This is a genomic window from Pseudomonas sp. TH04 (genome assembly GCF_016651355.1).
Taxonomy (GTDB): domain Bacteria; phylum Pseudomonadota; class Gammaproteobacteria; order Pseudomonadales; family Pseudomonadaceae; genus Aquipseudomonas; species Aquipseudomonas fluorescens.
The window spans coordinates 4,531,556-4,557,184 of record NZ_JAEKEA010000001.1; the positions used below are offsets into that span (position 1 = coordinate 4,531,556).

A 25,629-nucleotide genomic window follows, 5' to 3' on the forward strand; every position below is an offset into this window, starting at 1 on the left:
AGAATTTCGCAAGAAGACAAGTTCCCCAAGAGCCACAAAGAAGGTAGGACACCGTGAACCCGGTTATCAAAAAATTCCAGTTCGGTCAGTCGACCGTTACCCTCGAGACAGGCCGTATCGCCCGTCAAGCTTCCGGCGCAGTGCTGGTCACCGTTGATGACGACGTTACCGTACTGGTGACTGTTGTTGGCGCCAAGCACGCGGACCCAAGCAAGGGCTTCTTCCCTCTGTCCGTTCACTACCAGGAAAAGACTTACGCTGCCGGTAAGATCCCTGGCGGTTTCTTCAAGCGCGAAGGCCGTCCTTCCGAGAAAGAAACCCTGACTTCCCGACTGATCGACCGTCCGATCCGTCCGCTGTTCCCAGAAGGCTTCATGAACGAAGTGCAGGTTGTCTGCACCGTCGTTTCCACCAGCAAGAAGACCGATCCGGACATCGCTGCGATGATCGGTACCTCGGCTGCCCTGGCCATTTCCGGTATTCCTTTCGATGGTCCAATCGGCGCTGCCCGTGTTGCGTTCCACGAAAGCACCGGCTACCTGCTGAACCCGACTTACGAACAACAGAAAGCTTCGAGCCTGGACATGGTCGTTGCCGGTACTTCGGAAGCTGTGTTGATGGTTGAATCGGAAGCCAAAGAGCTGACCGAAGACCAGATGCTGGGCGCGGTACTGTTTGCTCACGATGAGTTCCAGGTTGTAATCAACGCTGTTAAAGAACTCGCTGCTGAAGCCGCCAAGCCAACCTGGACCTGGGCTCCACAAGCTGAAGCGACTGAACTGCTGGGCGCTATCCGCTCCGAGTTCGGCGCAGCGATCTCCGATGCCTACACCATCACCGTCAAGGCCGACCGTTATGCTCGCCTGGGCGAGCTGAAGGATCAGGTTGTGGCCAAGCTGTCCGGTGAAGAAGGCCAGCCTTCCTCCAGCGACGTCAAAGCTGCATTCGGTGAAATCGAATACCGCACCGTTCGCGAAAACATCGTTAACGGCAAGCCACGTATCGACGGCCGCGACACCCGCACCGTACGTCCGCTGAACATCGAAGTGGGTGTTCTGCCGAAGACTCACGGTTCGGCGCTCTTCACCCGCGGTGAAACTCAGGCTCTGGTCGTCGCAACCCTGGGTACTGCCCGTGACGCACAGTTGCTGGACACCCTGGAAGGCGAGAAAAAAGACCCGTTCATGCTGCACTACAACTTCCCTCCGTTCTCGGTTGGTGAGTGTGGTCGCATGGGTGGTGCTGGTCGTCGCGAAATCGGTCACGGCCGTCTGGCTCGTCGTTCGATTGCAGCCATGCTGCCTGCTGCTGACGTGTTCCCTTACACCATCCGTGTTGTGTCGGAAATCACTGAGTCCAACGGCTCCAGCTCCATGGCTTCGGTCTGCGGTGCTTCCCTGGCGTTGATGGATGCTGGTGTCCCGATGAAGGCACCGGTTGCCGGTATCGCCATGGGTCTGGTTAAAGAAGGCGAGAAGTTCGCCATCCTGACCGACATCCTGGGCGACGAAGACCACCTGGGCGACATGGACTTCAAAGTAGCCGGTACCGCCAAAGGTGTTACCGCGCTGCAGATGGACATCAAGATCAAGGGCATCACCGAAGAAATCATGGAAATCGCTCTGGGCCAAGCCCTGGAAGCGCGCCTGAACATCCTCGGTCAGATGAACCAGATCATTGGTCAGTCCCGTACCGAACTGTCGGAAAATGCTCCGACCATGATCGCGATGAAAATCGACACCGACAAAATCCGTGATGTTATCGGTAAAGGCGGCGCGACCATTCGTGCGATCTGTGAAGAGACCAAGGCTTCGATCGACATCGAAGACGACGGCTCGATCAAGATCTTCGGCGAAACCAAGGAAGCTGCAGAAGCTGCACGTCAGCGCGTTCTGGGTATCACCGCTGAGGCCGAGATCGGCAAGATCTACGTCGGTAAAGTTGAGCGCATCGTCGACTTCGGCGCATTCGTCAACATCCTGCCGGGCAAAGACGGTCTGGTTCACATCTCCATGCTGAGCGACGCTCGTGTTGAGAAAGTGACCGACATTCTGAAAGAAGGCCAGGAAGTGGAAGTGTTGGTACTGGACGTGGATAACCGCGGCCGTATCAAGCTGTCCATCAAGGACGTAGCAGCAGCCAAGGCTTCGGGCGTTTAATTACCCCTTTGCTCTAAGCTGAAAAAGGACTCTTCGGAGTCCTTTTTTTATGCGCGCAGGAAAATGTCGGGAAATCAGTCGCTTAGTTAATTCAAAAAAGCCGCAACTTGCACGCAGGCACGATCAGTTTCATGCAACTTGCACGATTCCGCGAATCGTCTGTTTTTTTAAGTTATTGTTTTATAAGGAAAATATCCGGTTGCAGGACTTGGCACAGTGCCTGCAATAACCCTGTTAACGCTGCAGCATCAACGTTCACACACTGCAGACTTTCAATAAAACAGGAGTTACTCGTATGAAGAAGTTCGCTCTCGCTACTGCTACCGCTCTGACCCTGGCCATGGGTGCTAACGTGGCCTTTGCTCAGACTTCCCAAGCGCCAATGACCCTGGCCGCTGGCGAAATGACCAAAGCCAAAGAGTCCACCTCGGACACTTGGATCACCACCAAAGTCAAAGCCGATCTGCTGACTGAAAAAGGTATTCCTGGCTCGGACATCAAGGTAGAAACCAACAAAGGTGTGGTTTCCCTGTCCTCGACAGTCGCTATTTCTGATGCCCAGAAAGCCACTGCTGTAGCGATCACCAAGAAAATCAAAGGCGTTACTGCCGTGTCCGCTGACGGCCTGATGGCGGGTGGCGCGACCAAAGCAGACAACGTCGACAAAACCAAAAGCGCCGCTGCTGGCGCAAAAGAGACCACCTCGGACACCTGGATCACCACCAAAGTGAAAGCTGACCTGGTTACCGAGAAAGGCATTCCTGGCACCGACATCAAAGTCGAAACCAATAAGGGTGTAGTGTCCCTGTCTTCGTCGGCCGCAGTGACTGAAGCTCAGAAAACTACCGCAGTGAATATCGCCAAGCAAATCAAAGGCGTTAAAGCTGTATCGGCTGATGGCCTGAAAGCAGAGTAACGCTCAACTTTTCGTCTGAACTGGGCGGCGGCGGCTCAGGGTGAGCTAGATATCCACCCGGTGCACCTCTTGAGTTCATGCGACCGACCACACGGATGTGGTCATTACAGGCCCCGGCACTTGTGTCGGGGCCTGTTCTATTGTGGGCTGGAATAAAACCAGCCCGACAAACATGAACGTGGGAGCTGGCTTGCCCGCGATGCAGGCACCTCGGTCGTTCAGTTGAACCGAGGTGATGCTATCGCAGGCAAGCCAGCTCCCACATTCGGATGATGTCGCTCAGGCGTTACTCGGCATCCAGATGCATCGGCGTTACCACACGACCATCCTTCTCTGCCTGCCCCAGGTTGGCGTCAATGAAGTAAACCCGGTCATCTTCCAGTTTACCCTTGTCCACCAAGTAGTCCTTGATGGTGCTGGCCCGGTCCTGGCCCAACTGGCGCAGCAGCACGTCACTGGCGCTCCAGAACTTGATCAAGCCATCCTTGAGCTTCGCAGTGCGATCATCGCTGCTCAGGTCCTTCCATTCTGCCGGTGGCTGTTGTTTCAGGCGAGTACGGTAGATGCCTTCGAGCAACGGTGCTTTTTCTTTCTCCGGTACAACCAGCAGCGAGGCCTGGGCTGGAACCTTGTCACCACGGCGCTGCAGGATCTTGTAGTAGTTGTACTGGTATTCACGCTCCAGACGTTCTGCGGCCAGGAATGGCCCATCGCTGCTGGCAGCCGCCGTGCCTTCGATTTCCAGGCGCAGGGTAGGGCGCTCTTTCAGCGCCTTGGCCAGGGTATTCAGGGCGCCTTCGGCGTCTTTGTTCAACTCACTGGAACCGGCGGCGAACGACACATTACCCAGGTCTTCCGAGCCGCCACCGCTTACCAGCCCGCCGATAAACTTGAACGGCGCCGTTGCCGCGCGTACGACCAGGTTGCGCAGGGTCTGCCACACAATCGGCATCACGCTGAATTGTGGGTTATTCAGGTCGCCAGTTACCGGCAGTTCGATGGAGATCTTGCCGTCAGAGTCCTTGAGCAGGGCGATTGCCAGGCGAATCGGCAAGTCCACGGCATCGGCACTGTCGACCTTCTCACCCAATTGCAGCTGTTCGACCACCACCTTGTTTTCGGCCTTCAATTGGCCTTTGGTGATGACATAGTGCAGGTCGAGGTTGAGGCGCCCCTTGCGGATGCGAAAGCCCGCGAACTTGCCGGAGTACGGCGTCAATGTCGTGAGTTCAACGCGTTTGAAGCTGGTGGCGATATCCAGCGCCGCCATCGGGTCAAATGGGTTGACGCTGCCCTTGATGGTCACCGGGGCGTAGCGATCTACCTTACCGTTGATGTCGACGCTCGCCGGTTTGGCCTGGCGGCTGTCAATGGTGCCAATCTTCCCGTTGAGTTGTTGAATGGCAGTGGCAAAGTTGGGCGTGAGGCTGAAGTCGGCGAAGTTGGCCGAGCCGTCATTGATTGCAACCTGCCCAATGTGAATGCCCAGTGGCTTCTCTTTGCTGGCCGCCGGCTTGGCTGCCGTCTTGTTGCCAGTGTCGGCCGGTTGCGGGATCAGCAAGTCATCGATGTTGGTGGTGCGGTCATCGTTGATCATGAAACGTGCGTAAGGCTGCAGCAGGTTGACCTTGTCGATCGACAGGCTATCGCCGTGCTGATAGTTCACGCCCTCCAGCATCAGGCGCTGCCATTTGACGAAGTCGCGGTTCTTGAGGGTGTCCAGGGTATGTAATTGATCGACCTGGGCACTGCCGGTGACCTGAAAGGCCAGTGGGTCCGTGTTTTTCAGGTTTACATCCAGATTGCTGCCCAACATGCCGCTGCGCAGTTCCAGGCGAATAAACGGGCTGATATAGGATTGGGCAACCCGCAGGTCGATATCCTGAGTATTCACTTTCAGTTTGGCGCTGACCGGGCTGAGGTTGACCTCGCCGACCGCCTGGATCTTGCCTTGCTTGCCCAGCCCGGTGTCGACTTTCAGGTTAAAGGGCTTCTGGTTGAGGCTGTCGAAGTTCTGCACATCGACATTCAACGGGCCCAGCTCCAGGGCGACCGCAGGTTTGGCCTGACGGTCAGCCAGGTGTACCTGATAGTTACGCAGTTGCACGTCTTTGAGCAGCACTTGCCAGGGTTTGCTGGGGGCTGCCGGTGCAGCTTTTGGCGAGTCGGCAGTGGCGGGCGCAGTGGCGGGTTCCGGTGCCTTGGCCGGTTTGCTCGGTTGGCTGGCAAACAGCTTTTGCCAATCCAGTTGCCCGTCGGCTTCGCGGGCCGCCCAGGTTTCCAGCTTGTTGCTGCGAATCTTGCCGACAATCACTTGCTGCTTGGCCAGGTCGACAGTGGTGTCGCTGACATCCAGGCGCTCCAGTCGCACCAATGGCCGGCCATCCGGTGCCTTGATGGCAAAGGGCGCGATGCTGGCGGACGTGTTGGTCAGGTTCAGCTCGGTTTCTTTGGCCAGGCTGAACTTGTAGTGGGTGCTGAAATTCAGCACACCGTTCTCAAGCACCAATGGCAGGGCATCTCGTACATACGGCCACCAGGCTTTCATTTTACCGTCGGTGACTTTCAGCGTGCCTTCGGAAGTGATCGGCACCAGGCTGAAGTTGCCTTTCCAGTCGATTTGCCCGCCTTCAGGGCCGGCAGCCACCAGCGTCATGTCGGCATTGTCTTCCGGCAAGGTGCTGAGGTTTTTCAGCTCGAAGTCGAGTTTGTTGTAGAGGAACTCAATCGGCTCGCTCGGGCGCAGATCCTTGAAGTGCACATAACCGCCGGCCAGCTTGATGCTGTCGATACGCAGCGGGAAAGGTTTGGCATTCGGGTCGGCCGGCGTCGGCTCACTCGGCGGCAGCTTGAACAGTTGCGCCAGATTCAGTTGGCCGGACTTATCGAACAGCAGTTCGGTCTTGGGCTGGTCCAGTTGTACGTCTGCCAGGTGCAGGGCGCGCGTCCAGAGACTGTCGATCTGCAGGTTGGCGTAAAGACGCTCGAAACCCACCTGTTCCTTGCCGGGTTCGCCGATCTTCAAGCCCCACAGTGTCAGCTCCAGGCTGAACGGATTGAGCTCGATACGTTCGATCCGCGCCGGCACCGTGGCGTAATTGGCCAGTTGCTGGTTGGCTACACGAAGGGCGATGCCCGGCAGAATCAAAAAGCCCAGCAAGCTGTACAGAGCAAGGGCAGTCAACAAGGCGCCTATGGCGCGAATCAATCCTTTGGGCATGGGTGACGCCATCTATGTCGAACGAGAGTGCCTTGGAGTATGGCACGGGATTTCGGTTCCGAAGAAGCGGGTCTATTGAGACAAGTCTTACAGCTGCAGCATCAGTGTTTTCAGGGGCGGCTGCTGGTCCTGGGACGGGAAGTCCGTCCCCGGCGTGATGATTTGCCAGTCGCGTACCGGGCGGCCGGCTTTTTCGGCGCAACGCAGCACTTGTTCACGCCAGTCATCCATGCCGACTTTTGCGAGGTTGTTGCAGCAGATCAGCACGCCATTGTCGGCGGTCGTCAGCAACGCGGGTTTGAGCAGGCTCTGGTAGTCGCGCAACAGGTCAACGGTGCCGAATGCGCTCTTGGCCCAGGCCGGAGGGTCGAGCAGTACCAGGTCATATTGGCGTTGCTCAAGGCGCGGATAGCTCGGCAGCTTTTGGCCACGCCGCTGGGTGATCGGCAAACCCGCCAGTTGGCGAATTGCCGGGAAGTAGTCGGACTGCACAAAGTCCATGGTCGGCAAGTGCGGGTTGAGCAAGCCGTTTTCGCGACCGACCGCCAGGTTGCCCTCGGCGAAGTCCAGGTTGCACACCTCGCGTGCGCCACCGGCTGCCGCGCTCAAGCCTACGCCACAGGTGTAGGCGAACAGGTTGAGTACGCTTTTGCCGGCGCTGTGGTGCTTGACCCAACCACGGGTGTTGCGCAAATCCAGGAACAGCAACGGGTCCTGCCCGGCGTGGCGCCCACGTACACGGTAATTGAGTCCCCATTCGTGACCGACCTTGTCTTCCAGGGCTGCGGGTTCGGCGCGGTATACCGTGTCTTCGCGGTCGATTCGCGAGTTGCCACGGGAACGGTCGTTGTACACCAGCTGCAATTCCAGGCCCATGAACTGATTGACCTGTTGGTACAGGTCCAGCAGTTCCTCGGTGTGCAGGGACTGATGGAAGCTTTGCACCAGCAGTTGCGGGCCATAACGGTCGATGGTCAGGCCACCGGCGCCTTCCTGGCTGCCATGGAACAGCCGGTAGCAGTCGGTGCCCTGGGCATGCAGCTCGTTGATCAGGTCTTGGCGGTGGTCGAGGGCGGCGCGCAGCGCCTGATTCAAGGGAGTCATGGAGCGCGCCTTGCTGTAAATGGGGGCGCGGAGTTTAACAGCTATAGGCGCTGGCCTACATCAACCCCATCCGCCGATGGGCGCGTTGTACCGAACCATTGCGCATCGCCCAACGCAGCAACGGCGCGCTGCGCTTGACCCCGGCGCGGATCATCTGGCGTTGCAGCGGGCTCTGGTGTTGTTCGAGCATCGTGCTGGCCCAGTCCGGCAGCAGGTCGATCCCTGCTTGCATCATCAAACTGCCAAAGGGTTTGGCCAATGTGCTGGGGGCGGGTGCATTGACCAATAGGCGCAGCACTTCGCGGCTACGCTCGTCGCACAGCAATTGCGGACGAATGCGCGCCAGATAATCCGAAATTTCCTGCCGTGAGCGCGGAACATGTCGCGCGCCAAGCCTTTCGGCGACCAAAGCGATTTCGCTGTAGTAGCGATCCTGATCCCGCCCGCTGAGGTGCGGGTTTCGATAACGCAGGTGCGCCGCGAGGAAGTTGCTGACTTCCGCCACATGCACCCAGGTCAGCAGCTCTGGGTCGCTGGCCGCATAGGCTCGGCCGTCCGGAGCGTGCCCGACCACTTGCAGGTGGATGGTGCGCACTTTCTCAATCAGCCATTCGGCGTCCTTGCGCGAACCGAACGTGGTGCCGGAAATAAACTGTGAGGTCCGCCGCAAGCGTCCGAGCATGTCCTGGCGAAAGTTGGAGTGGTCCCACACACCGGCCAGGGCCAGCGGGTGCAAGGCTTGCAGCATCAACGCGCTGATGCCGCCGATGAGCATGCTGCTGAAGTCGCCATGGACTTGCCAGCTGACCGAGTCCGGTCCGAACAGGCCTGGGTCGCCCTTGGGGTTTTCCAGGTCCAACTGGCCCAATGAAAGACCGGTGAGGCTCATCAGCTGGGTTTCGATGCGGCTGCGGATAAATTCCATGGCGACGCGGGGGTTCCTATCGATTCAGGCGTTTGTCGATCAGACCGTCTACGACACTGGGGTCAGCCAGGGTTGAGGTGTCGCCGAGGCTGTCCAGTTCGTTGCAGGCAATTTTGCGCAAAATCCGTCGCATGATCTTGCCGGAACGGGTTTTCGGCAAGGCGGGTGCCCATTGGATCAGGTCCGGCTTGGCAAAGCTGCCGATTTCCTGGCTGACCAAATCAAGCAGGTGCTTTTTCAGCGCGTCGTTGGGTTCGACCCCATTCATGGGGGTGACAAAGGCGTAAATCCCTTGGCCTTTAACGTCGTGGGGGTAGCCGACCACGGCGGCTTCGGCCACTTGGTCATGCAGCACCAGCGCGCTTTCCACTTCGGCGGTGCCGATACGGTGGCCGGACACGTTAATAACATCATCGATGCGCCCGGTGATCCAGTAGTCACCGTCCTCATCGCGCCGTGCGCCGTCGCCGGTGAAGTAGTAGCCGGGGTAGGGTTTGAAATAGGTGTCGATCATGCGCTGCGGGTCGCCGTAGATGCTGCGGATTTGCCCAGGCCAGCTGGCTTTGATGGCAAGTACGCCACTGCCGGCGCCGCTCAATTCCTTGCCTTGTTCGTCGAGCAACACAGGCTGTACGCCAAACATCGGCTGGGTTGCGCAACCCGGTTTGATCCGTTGGGCGCTGACCAGCGGGCTGAGCATGATGCCGCCGGTTTCGGTCTGCCACCAGGTGTCGACGATCGGGCAACGCTGCTCGCCCACGGCGTTGAAATACCAGTCCCAGGCTTCCGGGTTTATCGGCTCGCCGACGCTGCCCAACAGGCGCAGGCTGGCGCGCGAGGTGCTCTCCAGTGGGCCGTGGCCCTCACGCATCAGGGCGCGCAGTGCGGTGGGCGCGGTGTAGAAGATATTGACGTTGTGCTTGTCGATCACCTGCCAGAAACGCGAGCTGCTCGGGTAGCTCGGCACGCCTTCGAATATCAGCGAAGTGGCGCCATTGGCCAGCGGGCCGTAGACGATATAGCTGTGGCCGGTGACCCAGCCTACATCGGCGGTGCACCAGAATACTTCGCCGTCGCGATAATCCAGCACGTACTTGAAGGTCATCGCGGCTTGCAGCAGGTAGCCGCCCGTGGTGTGCAACACGCCCTTGGGTTTGCCGGTGCTGCCGGAGGTGTAGAGGATGAACAACGGGTCTTCGGCGTCCATTGGCTCCGGCGGGCAGTCGTCGCTGGCGGCCTCGAGGGCCTGTTGATACTTGAGGTCGCGGTCTTTTACCCAGGTAATGTCCGCACCGGTGCGCTCCACCACGACTACCGTGCTGACGTTCGGGCAACTGGCCAGGGCCTTGTCGACATTTTTTTTCAAGGCCACCGGCTTGCCACCGCGTACACCTTCGTCAGCGGTGATGACCGTGCGGCAGTCGGCATCGAGAATGCGATCGCGCAAGGCGTCCGGCGAGAACCCGCCAAACACCACCGAATGCACGGCGCCAATGCGTGTGCAGGCGAGCATTGCGTAGGCGGCTTCCGGGATCATCGGCATGTAGATGCACACCCGGTCGCCTTTCTTCACGCCACGACTTTTCAGCACATTGGCCAAGCGGCTGACGTTTTGGTGGAGTTGGCGGTAGGTGATTTTGGAAGACGTTGCAGGATCGTCGCCTTCCCAGATGAACGCTGGCTGGTCAGCGCGTTGCGCCAGGTGACGGTCGATGCAGTTGTAGCTGACGTTCAGTTGGCCGCCGGCAAACCATTGGGCTGCGCCGGTGTTGATGTCCGAGTGTTGAACGGTATGCCACGGGGTCATCCAGTGGAGAAAGCGCTTGGCCTGTTCGGCCCAGAAGATCTCGGGTTGCTCGATCGATTGGCGATAGAGGCGTTGGTAGTCTTCTTGATTAAGCTGCGCCGCCCGGCGCACGGCATCGGCGGTGGGGAATGTGCTGATATCGAACATGAGCGGTCCTTATTCTTGTTTTCGGGACAAGTCATAAAGATGCACGCACTGAGGGGAGGGTTCAAGGCCAACGTCCAAACGGACGTTGGCCTCGCGATACCTGGATCAGCCGCGGTGACGACCGCGGAAGTAGTTGATCAGGCCTTGGGTCGAAGCATCCTCGGCCGAGGTTTCTTCGGCGCCGGTCAGACGGTTGTACACGCCTTTGCCCAGCTCTTTGCCCAGCTCCACGCCCCATTGGTCGAAGGCGTTGATGCCCCAGATCACGCTCTGCACGAACACTTTGTGTTCATACATGGCCACCAGTGCGCCGAGGCGACGCGGGCTGATGCGTTCGACCACGAGGGTGTTGCTCGGGCGGTTGCCCGGGATCACCTTGTGCGGGGCCAGCTTCTGCACTTCATCTTCCGCAATGCCCTTCTCGCGCAGTTCGGCTTCGGCTTCACTGCGTGTCTTGCCGAGCATCAATGCCTGGCTTTGCGACAGGCAGTTGGCGAACAGCCACTGGTGGTGGTCGGACACTGGGTTGAAGCTGACGATCGGCACGATAAAGTCGGCCGGAATCAGTTGGGTCCCTTGGTGCAGCAACTGGTGGTAAGCGTGCTGACCGTTGCAACCGACGCCGCCCCAGATAACCGGGCCGGTGTCGGTGGACACTGGCGTGCCGTCCTGGCGCACGCTCTTGCCGTTGGATTCCATGTCCAGCTGTTGCAAGTGCTTGGTGATGTTACGCAGGTAGTGGTCGTACGGCAGGATCGCGTGGCTCTGCGCACCCCAGAAGTTGCCGTACCACACGCCCAGCAGACCCAGCAGCACCGGCATGTTGGCTTCGAACGGAGCATTCTGGAAATGCTGGTCCATGGTGTAGGCACCAGACAGCAGTTCCTTGAAGTTGGACATGCCAATGGCCAGGGCAATTGGCAAGCCAATGGCGGACCACAGCGAGTAACGGCCACCGACCCAGTCCCACATCGGGAAAATGTTTTCTTCGCGGATACCGAAAGCGACCGCCGCCGCGTTGTTGCTCGATACGGCGATGAAGTGGCGGTACAGCTCGGCTTCGGAACCGCCCTGGGCCAGGTACCAGGCGCGTGCCGCCTGGGCGTTTTTCAGGGTTTCCAGGGTGTTGAAGGACTTCGACGAGACGATAAACAGCGTGGTCTCGGCGCGCAGCTTCTGGGTCAGTTCGTGGAACTCACTGCCGTCGATGTTTGCCAGGTAATGGCAACGCACGCCTTTGTGGGCGTAGGACAGCAGCGCCTCGGAGACCAGCTCCGGGCCCAGGAACGAGCCACCGATACCGATGTTCACCACGTCAGTGATCGGCTTTTCGGTGTAGCCACGCCACAGGCCATCGTGGATACGGCCGACGAGGTCGGTAATCTGGTTCAGCACCTTGTGCACATCCGGCATGATGTTCACGCCATTGACCGACAGCTTGTCGCCGACTGGGCGGCGCAGGGCGGTGTGCAGGGCCGGGCGGCCTTCGGAGGAGTTAACCGGTTCGCCGGCATACAGCGCTTCGATCGCGCCTTTAAGGTCGACTTCCTTGGCCAGGGCCACCAGCAGGTCACGGGTTTCGCTGGTGATCAGGTTTTTCGAGTAATCGAGGAACAGCCCGCAGCTGCTCAAGGTGAATTGGGAAAAGCGCTGGGGATCGGCATCAAACGCTTCGCGCATGCTGAAATCCTGCATGGCGAGGCGGTGTTGGTTGAGCGCTTGCCAAGCGGGCAGAGCGGTAACGTCATGAGGAGTGCGGTAGTACGCCATCGCTGCGGGTTTCCTTTTTATTACGGGGACTTGCCTTTAGGACACTTCTAAATCCGGAACGTCCAGTCTTTCATCAGGCGTTGAGCTCCGGTCAGCGCCAACTATGGCGCAGGGCGATTACATTAAACCTAGCGTGTCGATATGTCTTGGCTTTGTCTGCGCTGTAGCCGGTACTTTTTTATACCGGCACAGCAGGGAGGGCAACTGTTTAGCGGTTTTTCAGGGGGAAAGGCCGGGTTGGTCAGGCCAGATTCAAGTGCAAGTTATCGATCAGGCGCGTAGCGCCCAAATACGCGGCTACCAGGATCACGACATCACGGTCTTCAGGCGTGGCCGCACGCAGGTGCACGCCTTGGCGCACTTCCAGGTAATCCATGCGCAAACCGGCCGCTTCGATGTGCTGGATCTGCTCGGCGCGCAGCTTGGCGAAATCGTGGTCACCGCCCTTGATGGCGGCAGCGATCTGGCTGAGGCTGCGGTACAGCACGGGCGCGATGGCGCGCTGTTCTTCGGTGAGGTAACCGTTGCGCGATGACAGCGCGAGGCCGTCGGCGGCACGTACGGTTGGCTCGCCGATGATCTGGATCGGCATGTTCAGGTCATGGACCATGGCGCGAATAACCGCCAGTTGCTGGTAATCCTTCTGGCCAAACACGGCCATGTCCGGCTGGACCATGTTGAACAGTTTGCTGACCACCGTGGCCACACCTTCGAAATGCCCTGGGCGACTGGCGCCGCAGAGGCCTTCGGACAGCTGCGGGACACTCACGCGGGTCTGGCCGGTCATGCCGCCGGGGTACATTTCTTCGACGGTCGGCGCGAACAGCAGGTTGCAACCGGCTTGCAGCAGCTTTTCCTGGTCGGCAGCCAGTGTGCGCGGGTATTTGTCCAGGTCTTCGCCGGCACCGAACTGCAGCGGGTTGACGAAAATGCTCGCCACCACGAAGTCCGATTGCTGCGCGGCCTTGGTCACCAGAGTGGCGTGGCCGCTGTGCAGGTTACCCATGGTGGGCACAAAGCCAATGCGCTTGCCGGCACTGCGCGCGTGAGCGACGGCGGCGCGCAGCTCTCGTACTGTTTTAACGGTGTTCATGCAGAGAATCCGTGTTCGACGCCTGGGAAAGAAACGGCTTTGACTTCGTCCACGTAAGCGCTCAATGCTGCCTGGATGCTGTCCTGGCCGGCCATAAAGTTTTTCACGAACTTCGGCGCACGGCCGGTCAACGACAGGCCGAGCATGTCGTGCATCACCAGCACCTGGCCGTCGGTGGCGGAACCTGCGCCAATGCCGATCACCGGCACTTTGACGGCCTGGGTGATTTCCGCCGCCAGTTCGCTCGGCACGCACTCCAGCAGAATCATCGCCGCACCTGCTTGTTCCAGGGCGATGGCGTCCGCACGCATCTGGCGCGCCTGGGCTTCATTGCGACCTTGTACTTTATAGCCGCCAAGCAGGTTGACCGACTGCGGGGTCAGGCCCATGTGCACACACACGGGTACGCCGCGCTCAGCCAGCAGTCGGATCGACTCGGCGAGCCATACGGCGCCTTCCACTTTGATCATGTGCGCACCGGCTTGCATCAGTTTGCCGGCGTTTTGAAAGGTCTGCTCGACCGTGGCGTAACTCATGAACGGCAGGTCGGCGATGATGAAGGCGCCGTCGTTACCGCGTTTCACGCTGGCGGTGTGGTAGGCGAGTTCATCGGTGGTGACGGGCAGGGTACTGTCATTCCCTTGAAGAACCATGCCCAGGGAGTCACCCACCAGTAGCACCTCGACGCCGGCCTGGCAGCAGGCCTGGGCGAAGGTGGCGTCGTAGCAGGTCAGCATGGTGATTTTTTCACCTTTGAGCTTCAGGCTCTGCAAGGTGGTCAGGGTAATGTCTGGCATGAAAAGGGTCCTCGTTCAGGCGCTTGGAAACAGCGAGTAACGCGCGTGAGTCTTCGTTTATACAGGCGCACTGTCTTGAGAGCAGTGCTTATAAGGCCTGGATTGCGCCCTTTAGCGCCGGGTCGGCGGCAGCGGGACGCCTATAGTCGTGATGAGGACACGGGAAGTCAATTGGATGTGTTACCGCATTGTTACGAGTGCGGTGTTACCGCTGTTACTGACGCGATTCAGCAGGTTGAACGCCGCTTGGCGTCACGCCGGCGATCAAGTGTGGGCGCTGGCTTGCCGGCGCTGCAGACGACTCGGCACATCCGTCACACCGCGTTGATGCGATCGCGGGCAAGCCAGCTGCTCCCACAGGGATCGCATCAAGCAGTCGGGAGGCGTTCCAGGCCGACGAACGGGCAGGCTGCCAGCAGTTCGCTGAGCGTTTGGCCGTTTGGCAGTTGCAGGTGGGTGGGGGCCAGTTCGGCCAGCGGGTACAACACGAACGCCCGCAGGTGCATCTGGTAGTGGGGGACCTTGAGGCGCGGTTCATCGATCAGGCGATCGCCGAACAACAGGATATCCAGATCCAGGGTGCGTGGGCCCCAGCGCTCAAGGCGCTCGCGGCCCTGGTCGTTTTCGATGGCTTGCAACGCATCGAGCATCTCCAAGGGCGCGAGGCGGCTGTCCAGGGCGGCGACCGCATTGGTGTAGCGCGGTTGGCCCGGGAGCAGAGAGTCACTTTGGTAAAACGCCGATACGCCGGCGACGCTGGTGCCTGGCAATAACGCTAACGCCTCTACGGCGCTGCGCAATTGTTGGTCCGGGGCCGCGAGATTGCTGCCCATGCCGATGTAGATTCGGTCCACGTTTATTCGCCTGTGGCGCCCGATGCATCGACGGCGCTGCGTTTGCGCTTGCCACCACTGCGGCGACGCTTCTTCGGGCCTTCGCCGGCGCCATCGCCTTTGCTGCCGAGGTCACGAATCATGTCGCGACGCTGGCTGTCATTGGCATCCTGGTAGTCAGTCCACCATTCGCCCAGGCCGTCGGTCTGCTCCCCCGCGCTTTCGCGCAGCAACAGGAAGTCGTAGCCGGCGCGGAACCGCGGATTGTCCAGCAGCAGATCGGCGCGTTTGCCGCTGCGGCGCGGCAGGCGTTCCTGCATGTCCCAGATCTCGCGGATCGGCATGGTGAAGCGTTTTGGAATCGCGATGCGCTGGCACTGCTCGGCAATCAGTTCGTGCGCGGCTTCCTGCATGGCCGGGATCGGCGGCATGCCACGGTCTTGCAGGCGCAGGACGCGTTTGGGCAGGGCCGGCCATAACAAGGCGGCAAACAGGAACGCCGGGGTCACCGGTTTGTTCTGCTTGATGCGCAGGTCGGTGTTGATCAACGCTTCGCTGATCAGGGTGTGGGTGTACGTCGGGTTGTATTCCAGAGCCTCGGCGCTCGCCGGGAACAACGGATCGAACAACTGCAGGTCGACGAGCATTTCAAACGTGTCGGCGGCATAGCCCGACAGGAACAGCTTGAGCACTTCTTCAAACAGACGTGCCGACGGAATCTCACGCAACATCGGCGCCAGCTCGCGAATCGGCGCGGCGGTGTGTTTTTCGATGCCGAAGTTCAGCTTGGCGGCAAACCGTACGGCGCGCAGCATGCGTACCGGGTCTTCCTGGTAGCGCTGCGTCGGGTCGCCGATCAAGCGGATCAGGTTGTTGCGAATGTCGTGTACGCCATTGGCGTAATCCAGAATGCGCTCGCTGACCGGGTCGTAATACAGCGCATTGATGGTGAAGTCGCGGCGTTGCGCATCTTCTTCCAGGGTGCCGTACACGTTGTCGCGCAGGATGCGTCCGCTTTCGTTGCGGGAAGATTGGTTAGTGTCTTCCTCTTCATCGTTTTGCGGATGGCCTGCGCGGAAGGTCGCGACCTCGATGATTTCGCGACCAAAGTGGATGTGCACCAATTTGAAGCGGCGGCCGATGATTCGCGCGTTGCGGAATTCGGCACGCACTTGCTCCGGCGTGGCACTGGTGGCGACGTCGAAATCCTTGGGCGTTATGTTGAGCAACATGTCGCGCACGCACCCGCCCACCAGGTAAGCCTGGTAGCCGGCGTTCTGCAAACGTTCGACGATGTTCACCGCATAACGGCTGAATTGAGCGCGCTGCAATGAATGCTGATTGCTGTTAAGCACTTCAGGCGTGCTGCGAATGTGTTGCGTACGACGCAAGGGGGAACGGAATGACTGGAACAACTTCTTCAGCATGGGATGCACTGTTTGAAGGAATGTTCGGCCATAACGAAGAATGACCGCATGATGGGCCGGGATTCTAGCATTTAGTCGAGGGATGGTGTAGGAACAAGCTGCAAGGCTTGCGCCAGAAGCTTAAAAGAAGGGTTGGCGGGTGCCAAATCGCAGAAACTACAAGGGGAGCCGAAGCTCCCCCAGAAGTAGTTGCGTGCTCTTTTTTTATTATTGATTGCGGGCTTCTTGTTTTTGTTGATCGCCCTCGCCATGAATTTTTACCTTCATGACACTCCCAATCGGGAGTCAAGAGCAAACGGATTGCTTTGGTCGCTGTGTTGCTGATCTATGATCCAACCAGTTCAGGCTCTGCCTTAGGGCAGTTTTTGTTGTTCTCGGCCTGGTTGCGGGGCAAGCCCCAAATGCAACGCCTCTCCAAAAGAATCAGTTAGCTGCGCCTCCGCCGTGTTGTTTTTGTTATGCGTGAGTCGATTCGTCTTATTTTTATTGTCTTGTACAAAGCTTGTTATTGTTTTTGTACTAAGCATATAGCAGGGTGCGTGCCAACTTTTGTGCCGCCCAGCAAAACCGGGGGGTTGAGGTGGTTTTGGCTTTTTGAAGGGCGAAAAAAAGCCGGGGCTTCGTTACCGTAAGCCCCGGCTTTTGTTACGTGAAAATTCAGCGGTAACAGTTTTTTCACATCTGAGGGTGTTACCTGTGAGGGCGCACCCTCAACTTTCGCTGGCAACCCCGGTCTTGCGCCGTGGAATGCCCAGGCGCTGGCGCCGTTCCCACAGGCACTTGCGGCTTACGCCCAGCTTGCGCGCCAGTTCGGTCTCGGTCATGTGGTCCTGATGCTCAAGGACGAAGTGCTGGAAGTAGTCTTCCAGTGACAAATCTTCAGTCGGCTCATGGCTGGTATTGCTGGCGCCGCCCTGTTGCGGGGCCAGGCCGATGAAATCGTCGTCCTCCAGGTCACTGAGCTCGATATCGATGCCCAGCAGCTCGGCGGAAATCTCCGGGCTCTCCGACAGAATCACTGCGCGCTCGACCGCATTCTCCAGCTCGCGCACGTTACCTGGCCACGAGTAGTGCCGAATCGCCTGCTCGGCGTCCGGGGCAAACTTGAGGTCGGTACGGTTGATGCGCGCGCTCTGGCGCAGCAGGAAGGCGCTGGCGATCTCGTTGACGTCGGCGCCACGCTCGCGCAGGGCCGGCAGCTTAAGTGCGATCACGTGCAGGCGGTAATACAAGTCTTCACGGAACTGGCCGATCTTGGCCAGGCTCTTCAGGTCCCGGTGGGTCGCAGCGATCAGGCGAACATCGACCTTCTGCGATTGCACCGAACCTACGCGGCGAATTTCGCCTTCCTGTAGCACGCGCAGCAAACGTGCCTGTGCTTCCAAAGGCAGTTCGCCGATTTCGTCCAGGAACAAGGTGCCGCCGTCCGCCGCTTCCACCAAACCTGCGCGCCCGGCGCTGGCGCCGGTAAACGCGCCTTTCTCGTGGCCGAACAGTTCGGACTCGATCAGGGATTCAGGGATCGCCGCGCAGTTCACCGAGATCATCGGCGCCTTGGCGCGCTTGGACAGGTTGTGCAGGGCGCGGGCGACCAGTTCTTTACCGGTGCCCGATTCGCCCTGAATCAATACATTGGAGTCGGTTGGCGCGACCTTGCGGATCTTGCTGTACAGATCCTGCATCGGAGGGCAGGAACCGATGATGCCGATTTCGCCGTTGCTGTTGTCGACGCCTGGCTTGTCCGCGCCGTTGGCGCCTTTGCCGGCGGGGCGCTGTTCGGCCGGTGCACTGCTGGCCGACTGGCGGTCGCGCAGGATGCGGGCCACGGCCTGGAGCATTTCGTCGTGGTCGAACGGCTTGGCGATGTAGTCCACCGCACCCATCTTCATCGAGTCCACTGCCGAACGCAGGCTGGCGTAGCTGGTCATGATCAGCACGGGCGTGCCCTGGCCAAGCTTGATCAGCTCGGTCCCCGGCGCGCCCGGCAGACGCAGGTCGCTGACAATCAGGTCGAACGTGGGAATGCTGAATCGCTCTTGGGCTTCCTGCACCGAGCCGGCTTCGCTGACCTGGTACTGATTACGTTCAAGCAGGCGACGCAAGGCAGAGCGGATAATTGTTTCGTCTTCGACGATCAAAATGTGCGGCATTGATTCAATTCTCTCGACGGTCTCAGTTCACAGCGGACGTCGCTTCGACATGACGCGGCAAGGTCACCCGAATACGGGTGCCGCGTTGGCTTTCTGTGTCAGCCGGGCTGTCGATGGTGATTTGTCCATAATGCTCTTCAACGATGGAATAGACCAGTGCAAGGCCCAGACCGGTACCTTCACCTGGGTCCTTGGTGGTGAAGAAAGGTTCGAACAATCGGTCCATGATGTTCTGTGGAATACCGCTGCCTTCATCCTCCACGATCAGATCGACCGTGTGCTCGAACGCTTCGCTCTTGACGCGTACCGCGCTGTGCGGCGGGGAGGCGTCACGGGCGTTGGAAAGCAGGTTGATCAGCACCTGCGCCAAGCGTTGGGAGTCGCCGTCGACCCAATGGTCCGGGTCGCACAGGTTGAAGAACTGTACTTCGAAATTGCGCCGGTTCAACGCCAGCAGCCCAATGGCATCCTGCGCCACTTCGGCCAGGCACACCGCTTCGTCCAGATTCTGATGAGCGCCCGCGTGAGCAAAGCTCATCAGCGATTGCACGATGCGCGAAACGCGCTTGGTCTGCTCAAGGATCTGCCCGCTGATTTCGGTGATTTCACCGTCCTCTTCGCGCTCTTCCCGCAGGTTTTGCGCCAGGCAGGCAATACCGGTAATCGGATTGCCAATCTCGTGGGCGACACCCGCTGCCAGGCGGCCAATGCTTGCCAGGCGTTCGGAATGCACCAGTTTGTCTTCCAGCATCTGGGTTTCGGTCAGGTCTTCCACCAGCAGCACCAGGCCACTGTTGCCGGGGGCCAGTGGTTCATCAATGGCGGCTTTGTGCAGGTTGAGCCAGCGGGTCTGGCCGTCGAGCGCCAGATGCTGCTTGTGCAAGTGCTCGTCGGGCAGGTTGATAAAACCTTGCAGCAATTCTTTCCACGGGTCGGCCAGCGTATTCAGGCGCGAACCCACCACGCGCTGAGCGGCGATGCCGGTCAGCTCTTCCATGGCTTTGTTCCACATCAGGATCTCTTGATCCTTGGCCAGGGAGCACACGCCCATCGGCAGTTCCTGAAGGGTTTGACGGTGATAGCGGCGCAGGGCATCAAGTTCGGCGGCGAGACCGGTGAGGCGTGAGTGGTAATCCTCCAGCCGGCTCTCGATGAAATGGATGTCTTCGGTGACGTAGTTTTCGCCGCCGGCCTTGTAGGGCAAGAACGTTTCGACCATGTCCTGAGACACGCTCGGCCCCATCAGGCCGGACAGGTTGGCTTCGATACGGTCACGCAGCCGGCGCAGTGCATACGGGCGACGCTCGTCGAACGGCAGGTACAGATCGCGCAGCGCCTGTTCGACTTCTTTCTGTGCGGCCTTGGCGCCCAGCGGCTTGGCCAGTTGGGTGGCGAACTCCTGGGGTGAGGCGGCATGCAGTTCGCGCCGCTGCGGGCGCCGCACGTTGTCCACCGCGCAGGCTTCGGCAGCGCTGGTTTCTTCCGGGCTGGCGTTAGTGAACAGCGAGATCAGGGTGAACATCAGCACGTTGGCTGCCAGGGAGGCAATGGCCGCCATGTGCCAACTGGTGTCGTCCAGCACGTAGATCATGTTCAACAGCGGAATGTAGAAACCCTGCAGATTGCCGACCAGCGGCAGCAGCATGGTGACAATCCACACCAGGATCCCGGCCAGCAGCCCGGCGATGAAGCCACGGCGATTAGCGGTCGGCCAGTAGAGCACCGACAACACACCGGGCAGGAACTGCAAGGTGGCGACAAATGCGACGATGCCGAGGTTGGCCAGGTCTTGTCCGGCCCCCAGCAACAGGTAGAAACCATAGCCGGCCATGATGATCGCGACGATCAGCGCGCGCCGCGTCCACTTCAGCCAGCGGTAGATATTGCCTTCAGCCGGCGGCTGGTAAAGCGGTAACACCAGGTGATTGAGCGCCATGCCCGAAAGCGCGAGGGTGGTGACGATGATCAAGCCGCTGGCCGCCGATAAACCGCCGACGTAAGCCAGCAATGCCAGGGATTTGCTGTTGGCGGCAATACCGACGCCGAGGGTGAAGTATTCAGGGTTGGTGGTCGCGCCCAGCTTGAGGCCAGCCCAGAGAATCAGTGGCACCGCCAGGCTCATCAGCAGCAGGAACAACGGCAGGCCCCAGCTGGCGCTGACCAGTGAGCGCGGGTTGAGGTTCTCGGTGAACGTCATGTGGTACATGTGCGGCATCACGATTGCCGAGGCGAAGAACACCAGCAACAGCGTGCGCCACGGGCCTTCCTGCAGCGGGGTGTGCAGGGCGGCGAGGGCGGTCTGGTTTTGCAGCAACCACAGTTCCAGCTGTTGCGGGCCGTCGAATACGCCATACAGCGCATAGAGGCCGACCCCGCCGATGGCGATCAGCTTGATGACCGACTCAAACGCAATCGCAAACACCAGGCCTTCGTGTTTCTCGCGGGTGGCGATATGGCGTGAGCCAAAGAAAATCGTGAACAGCGTAATCAGCGCACAGAAGGCCAGGGCGACGCGATGCTGCACCGGCTCGCGGGTGAGGATGCTGATGGAGTCCGCCACGGCCTGGATCTGCAGGGCCAGTAGCGGCAGCACGCCGATCAGCATGAAGATCGTGGTCAGTGCGCCAGCCCAGGTGCTGCGAAAGCGGAAGGCAAACAGGTCCGCAAGGGACGACAGCTGATAAGTACGGGTGATTTTCAGGATCGGGTACAGCAGCACCGGCGCCAGCAGGAATGCGCCGGACACCCCCAGGTAGCTGGAAAGGAAGCCGTAGCCGTACTGATAGGCCAGGCCCACCGTGCCATAAAACGCCCAGGCGCTGGCGTATACGCCCAGGGACAAGGTGTACGTCAACGGATGGCGAATGATCGCCCGCGGAATCATTCCGCGCTCACTGATCCAGGCGACGCCGAACAACGCAGCCAGGTAGGCGGCGCTGATCAGCAGCATCTGGGTGAGGCTAAAGCTCATCGGCATCTTTTTGGCTCTGCAGGATGAAGGTCACGACGATCAGGATCAGCCACAGGAGATAGGGGCGGTACCAGGCGCCCGTGGCGTCGATCCACCAATCCATGATGGCGGGGGAAAACAGGTAGATCCCGACGACCAGCAGCAGGACCAATCGATAGATGTACATGTTGGCCTCTGAGTAAAAAACTGCGGCGATGGTAACGGATGGCTGGGAAGCTGCAAGCGCCTTCAGCTCAATTGCGCTTCGGCCAGTGTGAGTGTGCGCGGGATCCGGTCGGCATCCCACTGCGCAATGCCCCAATCCAGCAGCTCCCGTGGGCTGGCGTGAAGCAGCTCGCTGCCGGGTTGTTGGCCGAGCGCGCGCAGGGCTCTCACTAGCAGAGGCGTAGCCTGGTCGGGTGTCAACGGCGGGGAACGGTAGGATTTGCCCAACTTGTGACCGTCCGGCTGGATGATCAGCGGCACGTGCAGGTAGCGCGGTTGGCGCAGCCCCAAGAGTTCTTGCAGGTAAAGCTGGCGCGGTGTGGAGTCCAGCAGGTCGGCGCCGCGGACAATATCGGTAACACCTTGCCAGGCGTCGTCGAGTACCACGGCCAATTGATAGGCATACAGGCCGTCGCGGCGACGGATGACGAAATCGCCGACATCGCGCCCCAAGTGCTGTCGGAATTCGCCCTGTACGCGGTCGGTAAAGTGGTACTCCAGCTCAGGCACACGCAAGCGAATAGCCGCGTCTTGCTGATCATGCCCCGCATTTCGGCACAGCCCCGGGTAGATCCCGTGGTAGGGCTCCAGCTGTTTGCGCGAGCAGGTGCAGGCGTACGCCAGGCCGTGGTTGAACATATCGTTCAGTACTTTGGCATAGGCCTCATGCCGCTCGCTTTGTCGGACCAGTTCACCATCCCACTCGAAGCCATAGCTTTCCAGGGCATGGAGAATCGCGGCCTGGGCGCCGGGCTCCTCACGGGGTGGGTCAAGGTCTTCCATGCGCATCAGCCAGCGGCCTTGATTGGCGCGGGCATCGAGGTAGGAGGCGAGGGCGGCAACCAGTGAGCCAAAATGCAAATGGCCGCTGGGCGTGGGGGCGAAACGCCCGATATAGGTAGAGGCTGTCATGGGCCGGATACTACTGGAAAAACGGTAAATTCCAGAAACAAAAATGGGGCGTTCGCACGCCCCATTCGTTCAGCCCGGCAGAGTTACTTGCCGACCTGTTTTTCCTTGATTTCAGCCAAGGTCTTGCAGTCTACGCACAGGTCCGCAGTCGGGCGGGCTTCCAGGCGACGAATACCAATCTCGACGCCGCAGGATTCACACCAGCCGTATTCTTCGTCCTTGATCAGTTGCAGCGTCTTGTCGATCTTCTTGATCAGCTTGCGCTCGCGATCACGGGCGCGCAGTTCGAGGGCGAACTCTTCTTCCTGGCTGGCACGGTCGGCCGGGTCCGGAAAGTTGGCTGCTTCGTCCTTCATATGGTCAACGGTGCGGTCAACCTCCTGCATCAAGTCCTGTTTCCACTTGTTGAGGATTTTGGTGAAGTGCTCGCGCATGGGCTCGCCCATGTACTCCTCACCTTTCTTTTCGACGTAAGGTTCGAAGCCATTGAGGCCTTGAGTCTGCTGTTGCTTTGCTTGGGTGGACATGAATAGACCGCCTCTCACTCTTCTAATCCATTGCGCAGGATTGCAACGTCACCGACACCTGCCGGCCCTGCGGCTGCAAGCGGGCGAACTTACCAGATAGATTCAGGGTGCGCCACTCCCGGTTGTCGAGGCCCATCGCCACGGGGTTGCAAACTGCTACAGCCCGCCATGGCGGGGTATGCATGGCCTCGAATGTTGATTTTAGTCGTTTTGCGCGCGCCTGCCCGGCCGCACAAGTGGCCGAGCAGGCAATAGAGCATGTTTTACGTCGCGGGTTCGGTAGAATCCGAACTTTGTCCTCACCGTCTAAGGAAGGCTAATGGCTCAGCCCTACAGTGCGCGCAGTCGCGCCATCGAACCTTTTCATGTCATGGCGTTGCTGGCGCGAGCCAACGAGCTGCAGGCAGCCGGTCATGATGTCATCCACCTGGAAATCGGCGAGCCGGATTTCACCACGGCCGAACCGATCATCCAGGCCGGCCAGGCCGCACTGGCCAGCGGCAAGACGCGCTACACCGCGGCACGTGGGGTGCCGGAGTTGCGCGAGGCCATCAGCGGTTTTTACCAGCAGCGCTACGGGCTGAGCGTCGATCCTGAGCGCATTCTGATTACCCCCGGCGGCTCCGGCGCCCTATTGCTGGCAAGCAGCCTGCTGGTGGACCCAGGCAAGCACTGGCTGCTGGCGGACCCGGGTTACCCGTGCAACCGGCACTTTTTGCGGCTGGTGGAAGGCGCGGCGCAACTGGTGCCGGTAGGCCCCGAAGTGCGCTACCAATTGACCGCCGATCTGGTTGCCAGGCATTGGGACCAGGACAGCGTTGGTGCATTGGTCGCCTCCCCTGCAAACCCCACCGGCACCGTCCTCACCCGTGATGAGTTGGCCGGGTTGTCGAGTGCCATCAAGGCGCGTAACGGCCACTTGGTGGTGGATGAGATTTATCACGGCCTTACCTACGGCATTGATGCTGCCAGCGTGCTGGAAGTCGATGACGAGGCCTTCGTCTTGAATAGTTTTTCGAAGTATTTCGGCATGACCGGCTGGCGCCTGGGCTGGCTGGTGGCGCCGCCGGATGCGGTGAGCGAATTGGAGAAGCTCGCACAAAACCTCTACATCAGTGCACCGAGCATGGCCCAGTACGCAGCGTTGGCCTGTTTTGCCCCGCAGACCCTGAGCATTCTGGAAGAGCGCCGCGCCGAGTTCGGTCGCCGGCGTGACTTCCTGTTACCCGCCTTGCGCGAGCTGGGGTTCGGCATCGCCGTGGAACCGGAAGGTGCGTTCTACTTGTATGCCGATATCAGCGCGTTTGGCGGCGATGCCTTCGCGTTCTGCCGTCATTTCCTCGAAACCGAACATGTGGCTTTTACCCCAGGGCTGGACTTCGGTCGCTATAAAGCCGGTCACCATGTGCGTTTCGCCTACACGCAAAACCTTGATCGCCTACAAGAAGCGGTGGACCGGATTGCGCGTGGCCTGCGGAGTTGGCAAGGCTGATGCGCTTTCATCCTCCCCTCGAAGAAGGGCGGCTGATTCGCCGCTACAAGCGCTTTCTCACGGATATCGAAACGGTTACCAGCGAGTTGTTGACTATTCACTGCCCGAACACCGGTTCGATGCTCAATTGCATGGTGGAGGGTGGCCAGGTCTGGTTCAGTCGTTCCGACGACCCCAAGCGCAAGTTGCCGGGCACCTGGGAAATTGCCGAAACGCCGCAGGGCCGACTGGCGTGCGTCAATACGGCACGCGCGAATCAGTTGGTTGAGGAGGCACTGCGCGCCGGGGTTATTACTGAGCTCAATGGCTTTACCGCGCTGAAACGTGAAGTGCCTTACGGCCAGGAAAAAAGCCGCATCGACTTTCGCCTGGAATACCCGCAGGGCGCGGCGTACGTGGAAGTTAAAAGTGTAACCCTGGGTTTCGATGGCTCGGCAGTGGCGGCCTTCCCCGATGCGGTGACACAGCGAGGCGCCAAGCACTTGCGTGAGTTGGCGCACCTGGCCCGCGACGGCGTGCGGGCGGTGCAGCTGTATTGCGTCAACCTGTCGGGTATCGAGGCCGTGCGCCCGGCCGTGGAAATTGATGCTGGTTACGCTGCTGCGTTGCGTGAGGCCAAGGCGGCCGGCGTGGAGGTGCTGGCTTATGGTGTGCAGGTCACGCCTGAGGAAATTTACGTCGACCGCCGTTTGGAAGTGCTGATCGGCGACTAGAGTTCAACCCACAGGCCTTGCGCGTCTTCGCGGCCATGCAAGGCTTTGAGGCTTTGGCCTGCACACGGCCCGGCAATGCATTCGCCGTTTTCGATCAGGAACAGCGCGCCATGGGTTGCGCACTGAATCAGGCTGGCACTGGCGTCGAGGAAGTGATCAGGTTGCCATTCCAGCGGGATGCCGCGATGGGGGCAACGGTTGAGATAGAAGTAGGCAACGCCGTCCCGGCGCACGGCCAATAGCTTGCAACCGTCGATATCGAAACCGAGGCTGGCGTTGGGAGCGAGCGTGTCGGAGGAGCAGAGAAACTTCATTTCAATCCTTAAGTGCCTTGACGTGCAAATGCAAACAATTATCAAATGCCGGCTTCGCCCGTTAGCTGGTTGGGCGCTCAGTACGATGCCAGACGGGTCTAATCTGTCACATCGGTGAGTGCTTGAGTGGCCCTGCCCTTGGAAGGAA

19 protein-coding genes are annotated in these 25,629 nt (G+C 59.7%); 4 read left to right on the plus strand and 15 right to left on the minus strand.

The window, feature by feature from the left end:
* Positions 1 to 53 precede the first annotated feature (53 nt).
* Together pnp and JFT85_RS20355 are read left to right on the plus strand one after the other, a co-directional pair.
* Positions 54 to 2,159, plus strand: a complete 2,106-nt coding sequence (gene pnp / locus JFT85_RS20350) for a polyribonucleotide nucleotidyltransferase (RefSeq protein WP_053258071.1) — start codon at positions 54 to 56, stop codon at positions 2,157 to 2,159.
* A 295-nt stretch (positions 2,160 to 2,454) separates the two neighbouring features.
* Entirely contained in the window at positions 2,455 to 3,075 is a 621-nt protein-coding gene (locus JFT85_RS20355) for a BON domain-containing protein (protein ID WP_053258070.1), read from the plus strand.
* Positions 3,076 to 3,361: 286 nt separating this feature from the next.
* Here the strand turns inward: JFT85_RS20355 and JFT85_RS20360 are convergent, their stop codons facing one another.
* The 14 genes from JFT85_RS20360 to dksA all read right to left on the minus strand — a co-directional run bounded on the left by JFT85_RS20360 (position 3,362) and on the right by dksA (position 22,962).
* Positions 3,362 to 6,295, minus strand: a complete 2,934-nt coding sequence (locus tag JFT85_RS20360) for a DUF748 domain-containing protein (RefSeq protein ID WP_053258069.1) — start codon at positions 6,293 to 6,295, stop codon at positions 3,362 to 3,364.
* 87 nt (positions 6,296 to 6,382) lie between these two features.
* Positions 6,383 to 7,399 carry a class I SAM-dependent rRNA methyltransferase gene (locus JFT85_RS20365; protein ID WP_069552497.1) on the minus strand — a complete coding sequence of 339 codons (1,017 nt, stop codon included), beginning with the start codon at positions 7,397 to 7,399 and terminating at the stop codon, positions 6,383 to 6,385.
* Between the two features lie 55 nt (positions 7,400 to 7,454).
* Complete coding sequence (locus JFT85_RS20370; protein WP_078827335.1) at positions 7,455 to 8,324, minus strand: oxygenase MpaB family protein; 870 nt, start codon at positions 8,322 to 8,324, stop codon at positions 7,455 to 7,457.
* 16 nt (positions 8,325 to 8,340) lie between these two features.
* Positions 8,341 to 10,278, minus strand: coding sequence for an acetate--CoA ligase (gene acs / locus JFT85_RS20375; RefSeq protein WP_078827334.1), 1,938 nt, complete (start codon positions 10,276 to 10,278; stop codon positions 8,341 to 8,343).
* A gap of 105 nt (positions 10,279 to 10,383) precedes the next feature.
* Entirely contained in the window at positions 10,384 to 12,048 is a 1,665-nt protein-coding gene (gene pgi / locus JFT85_RS20380) for a glucose-6-phosphate isomerase (RefSeq protein WP_069552494.1), read from the minus strand.
* Between the two features lie 241 nt (positions 12,049 to 12,289).
* A complete protein-coding gene (gene panC / locus JFT85_RS20385; RefSeq protein ID WP_073638284.1) occupies positions 12,290 to 13,141 on the minus strand; it encodes a pantoate--beta-alanine ligase in 852 nt (283 codons plus the stop codon).
* On the minus strand, positions 13,138 to 13,938 hold the full coding sequence (panB, locus tag JFT85_RS20390) for a 3-methyl-2-oxobutanoate hydroxymethyltransferase (RefSeq protein ID WP_069552492.1): 801 nt from the start codon (positions 13,936 to 13,938) through the stop codon (positions 13,138 to 13,140). The genes panC and panB overlap by 4 nt, the downstream gene beginning before the upstream one ends.
* A gap of 368 nt (positions 13,939 to 14,306) precedes the next feature.
* Complete coding sequence (gene folK / locus JFT85_RS20395; protein WP_073638283.1) at positions 14,307 to 14,792, minus strand: 2-amino-4-hydroxy-6-hydroxymethyldihydropteridine diphosphokinase; 486 nt, start codon at positions 14,790 to 14,792, stop codon at positions 14,307 to 14,309.
* A 2-nt stretch (positions 14,793 to 14,794) separates the two neighbouring features.
* Positions 14,795 to 16,198: a polynucleotide adenylyltransferase PcnB gene (locus tag JFT85_RS20400; protein WP_053258061.1), complete on the minus strand. Its 1,404-nt coding sequence runs from the start codon at positions 16,196 to 16,198 to the stop codon at positions 14,795 to 14,797.
* A 710-nt stretch (positions 16,199 to 16,908) separates the two neighbouring features.
* On the minus strand, positions 16,909 to 18,348 hold the full coding sequence (locus tag JFT85_RS20405) for a sigma-54-dependent transcriptional regulator (protein ID WP_053258060.1): 1,440 nt from the start codon (positions 18,346 to 18,348) through the stop codon (positions 16,909 to 16,911).
* A gap of 22 nt (positions 18,349 to 18,370) precedes the next feature.
* Positions 18,371 to 21,325: a sensor histidine kinase gene (locus tag JFT85_RS20410; protein WP_162232033.1), complete on the minus strand. Its 2,955-nt coding sequence runs from the start codon at positions 21,323 to 21,325 to the stop codon at positions 18,371 to 18,373.
* Positions 21,309 to 21,485: a hypothetical protein gene (locus JFT85_RS20415; RefSeq protein WP_003176118.1), complete on the minus strand. Its 177-nt coding sequence runs from the start codon at positions 21,483 to 21,485 to the stop codon at positions 21,309 to 21,311. Before JFT85_RS20415 ends, JFT85_RS20410 begins: the two co-directional genes overlap by 17 nt.
* A 62-nt stretch (positions 21,486 to 21,547) precedes the next feature.
* A complete protein-coding gene (gene gluQRS / locus JFT85_RS20420; RefSeq protein ID WP_053258058.1) occupies positions 21,548 to 22,435 on the minus strand; it encodes a tRNA glutamyl-Q(34) synthetase GluQRS in 888 nt (295 codons plus the stop codon).
* Positions 22,436 to 22,518: 83 nt separating this feature from the next.
* Positions 22,519 to 22,962 carry an RNA polymerase-binding protein DksA gene (dksA, locus tag JFT85_RS20425; RefSeq protein ID WP_025857127.1) on the minus strand — a complete coding sequence of 148 codons (444 nt, stop codon included), beginning with the start codon at positions 22,960 to 22,962 and terminating at the stop codon, positions 22,519 to 22,521.
* Between the two features lie 319 nt (positions 22,963 to 23,281).
* Between dksA and JFT85_RS20430 the strand changes: the two genes are divergently transcribed.
* A complete protein-coding gene (locus JFT85_RS20430; protein WP_069552490.1) occupies positions 23,282 to 24,454 on the plus strand; it encodes a pyridoxal phosphate-dependent aminotransferase in 1,173 nt (390 codons plus the stop codon).
* Entirely contained in the window at positions 24,454 to 25,167 is a 714-nt protein-coding gene (gene sfsA, locus JFT85_RS20435) for a DNA/RNA nuclease SfsA (protein ID WP_201230345.1), read from the plus strand. The genes JFT85_RS20430 and sfsA overlap by 1 nt, the downstream gene beginning before the upstream one ends.
* On the opposite strand, the gene JFT85_RS20440 is transcribed toward sfsA, so the two are convergent.
* Positions 25,164 to 25,481, minus strand: coding sequence for a Rieske (2Fe-2S) protein (locus JFT85_RS20440; RefSeq protein WP_201230347.1), 318 nt, complete (start codon positions 25,479 to 25,481; stop codon positions 25,164 to 25,166). The genes sfsA and JFT85_RS20440 overlap by 4 nt on opposite strands.
* Positions 25,482 to 25,629: the final 148 nt, after the last annotated feature.

What these genes read in the sequence shown, in the direction of transcription:
- JFT85_RS20365 (WP_069552497.1), bottom strand. Translation starts at nt 7,399, where the DNA reads ATGACTCCCTTGAATCAGGCGCTGCGCGCCGCCCTCGACCACCGCCAA.
- dksA (WP_025857127.1), bottom strand. Translation starts at nt 22,962, where the DNA reads ATGTCCACCCAAGCAAAGCAACAGCAGACTCAAGGCCTCAATGGCTTC.
- JFT85_RS20360 (WP_053258069.1), bottom strand. Translation starts at nt 6,295, where the DNA reads ATGCCCAAAGGATTGATTCGCGCCATAGGCGCCTTGTTGACTGCCCTT.
- JFT85_RS20430 (WP_069552490.1), top strand. Translation starts at nt 23,282, where the DNA reads ATGGCTCAGCCCTACAGTGCGCGCAGTCGCGCCATCGAACCTTTTCAT.
- JFT85_RS20400 (WP_053258061.1), bottom strand. Translation starts at nt 16,198, where the DNA reads ATGCTGAAGAAGTTGTTCCAGTCATTCCGTTCCCCCTTGCGTCGTACG.
- panB (WP_069552492.1), bottom strand. Translation starts at nt 13,938, where the DNA reads ATGCCAGACATTACCCTGACCACCTTGCAGAGCCTGAAGCTCAAAGGT.
- panC (WP_073638284.1), bottom strand. Translation starts at nt 13,141, where the DNA reads ATGAACACCGTTAAAACAGTACGAGAGCTGCGCGCCGCCGTCGCTCAC.
- JFT85_RS20355 (WP_053258070.1), top strand. Translation starts at nt 2,455, where the DNA reads ATGAAGAAGTTCGCTCTCGCTACTGCTACCGCTCTGACCCTGGCCATG.
- JFT85_RS20370 (WP_078827335.1), bottom strand. Translation starts at nt 8,324, where the DNA reads ATGGAATTTATCCGCAGCCGCATCGAAACCCAGCTGATGAGCCTCACC.
- pgi (WP_069552494.1), bottom strand. Translation starts at nt 12,048, where the DNA reads ATGGCGTACTACCGCACTCCTCATGACGTTACCGCTCTGCCCGCTTGG.
- JFT85_RS20405 (WP_053258060.1), bottom strand. Translation starts at nt 18,348, where the DNA reads ATGCCGCACATTTTGATCGTCGAAGACGAAACAATTATCCGCTCTGCC.
- JFT85_RS20415 (WP_003176118.1), bottom strand. Translation starts at nt 21,485, where the DNA reads ATGTACATCTATCGATTGGTCCTGCTGCTGGTCGTCGGGATCTACCTG.
- sfsA (WP_201230345.1), top strand. Translation starts at nt 24,454, where the DNA reads ATGCGCTTTCATCCTCCCCTCGAAGAAGGGCGGCTGATTCGCCGCTAC.
- JFT85_RS20440 (WP_201230347.1), bottom strand. Translation starts at nt 25,481, where the DNA reads ATGAAGTTTCTCTGCTCCTCCGACACGCTCGCTCCCAACGCCAGCCTC.
- gluQRS (WP_053258058.1), bottom strand. Translation starts at nt 22,435, where the DNA reads ATGACAGCCTCTACCTATATCGGGCGTTTCGCCCCCACGCCCAGCGGC.
- acs (WP_078827334.1), bottom strand. Translation starts at nt 10,278, where the DNA reads ATGTTCGATATCAGCACATTCCCCACCGCCGATGCCGTGCGCCGGGCG.
- JFT85_RS20410 (WP_162232033.1), bottom strand. Translation starts at nt 21,325, where the DNA reads ATGCCGATGAGCTTTAGCCTCACCCAGATGCTGCTGATCAGCGCCGCC.